Below are 4,471 nucleotides of genomic sequence, written 5' to 3' on the forward strand. Positions count from 1 at the left end.
TTCACCCTCGCCAGCTACGCCGTGGAGGGCGGGGCGAGCAAGAACCGTATCGAGGTCAAGAAGCTGATGTGGAACGAGCCGGTGGCCTGGCATGTTCTGATGAATAAGCTCGCCACTCTCGCCGGGGAGTATCTCCTGGCGCAGGCCGAGGCGGGCGCGCAGGCCCTCCAACTCTTTGACAGCTGGGTCGGCGAGCTCAGCCCGGCGGACTACAAGCAGTTTGTGCTGCCCTACAGCCGCAAGGCGCTCCAGATCGCGAGCAAGGCGGGGGTGCCCTTGATTCACTTTGGCACCGGCACCAGTGGGATGCTCCCGTTGATCCACGAGGCGGGTGGGGATGTGATCGGGGTAGACTGGCGCACGAATCTGGCGGCGGCGTGGGATGAGCTTGGTGAGGGCGTGGCCGTGCAGGGAAACCTCGACCCTGTCGCCCTCTTTGCGGACTGGGATGCACTGGAGCCACGAGTACAGGCGATCCTGGAGAGCGTCAAGGGACGCCCCGGCCATATCTTCAACTTAGGACACGGGATCTTGCCCGAGACCCCCGTGGAGACCGTCCGCAAGTTAGTGGATTTTGTCCACGAGTACACCCAGACCAGCATATGATCGCAATTATCGGGGGAGGCATCTCCGGGCTGAGCGCGGCGTGGTTTGCCCAGAAGCGCGGGCTAGAGTACGCGCTTTTCGAGGCGTCGCAGCGCTGGGGCGGGAAGCTCCAAACGGAGCGGGTTGGCCTCGCGGATGGCTCCGAGTTTGTTGTCGAGGGCGGCGCGGACTCGTTTTTGGCGACCAAGCCCTGGGCGGCGGCGCTGGCCCGTGAGCTGGGCCTGGGCGAGCGACTGTTGGGCACTAACGATACACTCCGCACGATCTATGTTTTGCACCAAGGCCAGCCCGTCGCGCTCCCCGAGGGCATGCAGCTCATTGTTCCCACCAAGCTCTGGCCGTTTCTGAAGAGTCCCCTGCTCTCACTCCCCGGCAAGCTCCGCATGGGTCTCGACTGGCTGATCCCACCGCGCACCGATCCCACAAATAAAGATGAGACCGTGGGTAGCTTTGTGCGTCGCCGCTTCGGGCAAGAAGCCCTAGAGCGCCTTGGGGAGCCGCTACTCTCGGGAATTTATAGTGGAGAGTCCGAGCGCCAGAGCTTGCTCGCCACGTTCCCCCGCTACCGGCAACTAGAGACCGAGTTTGGGAGCGTGATCCGTGGCACGCTGGCGCAGAAAGCAAAAACTCAGACCAACGGCAAGCGCCCCGCGATGTTCCAGTCATTTCCCGGTGGCACGCAAGAGCTGGTAGATGCGCTGGTTAGCAAGCTCGCGGGTGAGAAACGGCTCAAAACCTCCGTGACGGCGCTCTCCCAAACCCAAAAGGGCTACACGCTGACACTCTCCGATGGCACCACTCTCACCGCCGACCACGTGATCGTCACCACGCCCGCCTCCGTTGCCGCCAAGCTTATCCAGCCCTTTGCGCCACGGGTTGCGGAACAACTGGAGCTTATCCGGGCCGTGAGCACGGGGACACTCTCGCTGGGCTTTCGCACCGAGGACATCAAGCGCCCCCTAAACGGCTTTGGTATGGTGATCCCACTTCACGAGAAGCGCCCGATCAATGCGCTCACAATCTCGTCCATCAAGTTCCCTTCCCGCGCCCCCGATGACCACGCCCTCGTCCGGGTCTTCTTCGGCGGCTCACGCACCCCGGAGACGCTGGAGAAAACCGACGAGGAAATTCTGGCGATGGCAAAAGAGCAGCTCCTAGACATTCTCGGGATCACCGTCGAGCCACTCTTCCAACGTATATTCCGCTGGCACAACGCCAACCCACAGTACGATGTGGGGCACCTGGACCGGATAGACACGCTCGAAAAATCCCTCCCACCCGGTTTGCACCTCGCTGGCTGCGCGTATCGTGGCGTCGGAATTCCAGACTGCATTCACCAAGCGGAGGAGACGGTTAAATCGCTTCCATGAGTTACCGCCCCGATGAACTATCGCCCCCATGAACGGGGGCGTCTTATTGTCGCTTCGCGACACGAAGGCCCTCCGGGCCATGCCGAGTCAACTCGAGTATGGGCGGCACGCCCTTTGTGTCCGAGGCACGAGGACAATAAGACGCCCCCGTTCATGGGGGCGGTAACTCACGGAAGCGATCAGCCAAGCCGACCGGGTATCCTATTCCCATGAACACACAAGAATCAGAGCGGCTCTTTGCCCGTGCACAGGAGCTTATTCCCGGCGGGGTCAATAGCCCCGTGCGGGCTTTTCGTGGGGTTGGCGGCACGCCGCGATTTATCGAGCGCGGCCAAGGTGCCTTTATCTGGGACGCCGACGGTAACCGCTACACGGACTACGTGCTCTCCTGGGGGCCGCTGGTTCTGGGCCACGCACCAGAAGTAGTGCTGCAAGCCATCACCGAGACGGCAGCAAAGGGCACGAGCTACGGTGCGCCGACCGCACTGGAGAACCAGCTCGCCGCGCTCGTGATCTCTATGGTGCCCAGCATCGAGCAGATTCGCTTTGTCAACAGTGGCACCGAGGCGTGCATGAGTGCGCTGCGCCTCGCCCGTGCCGTGACCGGGCGAGACAAGATTGTCAAATTTTCCGGCTGCTACCACGGCCACGCGGACATGCTGCTCGTACAAGCGGGCAGCGGCGTCGCCACGCTGGGCCTGCCAGACTCCCCCGGCGTCCCGAAAGCTACGGCGGCGAGCACACTGACGCTTTCTTATAATGACCTAGACGGCGCAAAGGCACTTTTCTCTCAGCTTGGCTCCGAGATCGCGGCGGTGATTGTGGAACCAATCGCGGCCAACATGGGTTTCGTCACACCCGCCGAGGGCTACTTGCTCGGCCTGCAAGCGCTGTGTAGAGCACACGGGGCACTGTTTATTTTGGATGAAGTCATGACAGGCTTCCGCGCTTCTCAAGGTGGGGCGCAGGCACACTGGGGCCTCGATCCCGATATCACGTGCCTCGGGAAAGTCATTGGCGGCGGGCTTCCGGTCGGGGCGTATGCAGGTAAGAAAGCCATTATGCAGCATGTCGCGCCCGCCGGGACGATGTACCAGGCGGGGACACTCTCCGGCAACCCGCTGGCGATGGCGGCGGGGCTAGCGACGCTGAGTGCGCTTCAAAAGCCCGGTGTCTTTGAGGGAATCGTCGCACGCACACAGCAGCTCACCGACGGCATTCGCGCCGCCGCGCAGTCGGCCCGTCTGCCGGTTCAGGCGGGCTGTGTGGGCACGATGTTCGGGTTCTACTTCCTGAAAGAAGACGGGGCGCAGATCACGGACTACGCCACCGCAAAACAATTCGTCCACGCCGAGCGCTACGCCCTCCTCTTTCACAAACTCTTAGAGCGCGGGGTGTATCTTGCCCCCAGCGCCTTTGAGGCAGGCTTTGTCAGCGCCGCGCACACACCCGAGATTATCCAGAGCACGTTGGACGCGATTCAGGAGAGTATGCGCGAGCTGTAGCGGGTATCATCAAGGCATGAGACCACGCACCACCGATACCCCTGCCACTCCCCCCGCCGGACGGCAGCTAAGCCGCCGTCAGTACGTCCGCTTTGCCTTCTACAAGCTCGATCCGCTCTGGCGGCGTTTAAGTGAGGACGAGCAAGCGGCGCAAAAGCGCGAGCTATCAGAGACGATCCGCACTTTTAACCGGCGCATGCTGCTGCGGCCCTACAGCACGGTCGGCACCCGCGCCGATGCCGAGCTGCTCCTCTGGCAGATCGCCGAGAGCCCATTGGTCTTTCAGGAGCTGGCCACCGCGATTCTGCGCACAAGGATGGGTAGCTACTTAAATATCGCCTACTCCTATTTTTCACAGACCAAGCGCTCGGTCTACGAGATTCGGGTGGGCGGCGATAACGGTGATACGGAAGAAGAGCGCCTCGTGATTGACCCGTCGGAAGCAAAGTATGTCTTTGTCTATCCGTTTATCAAGACCCGCGAGTGGTACCATCTTTCCCAGCATGCGCGTCAGGGCGTGATGGATGAGCACATTGAGGTGGGCAAGAAGTACCCCTCGATTCGCCTCAACACCACCTACAGCTTCGGAATAGATGACTACGAGTTTATTCTCGCCTTCGAAACCGACGAGCCCGCCGACTTCTTAGATTTAGTGCAGGAGCTGCGCGAGACGGAGTCTAGCCGCTACACGATCCAGGACACCCCCATCTTCACCTGTGTCAATGTGCGCCTCGACGAAGCCCTCGACACGCTCGGCGGCCCACCCATTGATGAGCCCCTCGCGCTCGGGGAAGCCCGCGAGAGCTGGGTAGAGGTCTGTGCTCTGGCCGAGCTAGAGCCTGGCCAGACCCGCACCATATTTCTAGAAGGCAAGATGGTCGGGGTCTTCAACATCAAGGGGGAGATCTACGCCATCAACAACCGGTGCAGCCACGCACGCGGCCCACTTTGTGAGGGAACTATCAACAGCGACGAGTGTTCTGTGGTGTG

At 61.5% G+C, this 4,471-nt stretch carries 4 protein-coding genes; all 4 read left to right on the forward strand.

Annotation, left to right across the window (positions count from 1 at the left end):
* The coding region (locus ACH2EH_RS12355; RefSeq protein WP_395142081.1) for a uroporphyrinogen decarboxylase family protein at nucleotides 1–606 on the forward strand (606 nt) is incomplete at its 5' end.
* Nucleotides 603–1,976 carry a protoporphyrinogen oxidase gene (hemG, locus tag ACH2EH_RS12360; RefSeq protein ID WP_395142083.1) on the forward strand — a complete coding sequence of 458 codons (1,374 nt, stop codon included), beginning with the start codon at nucleotides 603–605 and terminating at the stop codon, nucleotides 1,974–1,976. The genes ACH2EH_RS12355 and hemG, both read left to right, overlap by 4 nt.
* Before the next feature lie 209 nt (nucleotides 1,977–2,185).
* Nucleotides 2,186–3,481, forward strand: coding sequence for a glutamate-1-semialdehyde 2,1-aminomutase (gene hemL, locus ACH2EH_RS12365; protein ID WP_395142084.1), 1,296 nt, complete (start codon nucleotides 2,186–2,188; stop codon nucleotides 3,479–3,481).
* 16 nt (nucleotides 3,482–3,497) lie between these two features.
* The coding region (locus ACH2EH_RS12370; protein ID WP_395142086.1) for a chlorite dismutase family protein at nucleotides 3,498–4,471 on the forward strand (974 nt) is incomplete at its 3' end.

Origin of the sequence: Armatimonas sp. (genome assembly GCF_043760365.1) — a bacterium.
In the GTDB taxonomy this organism is placed as follows: domain Bacteria; phylum Armatimonadota; class Armatimonadia; order Armatimonadales; family Armatimonadaceae; genus Armatimonas.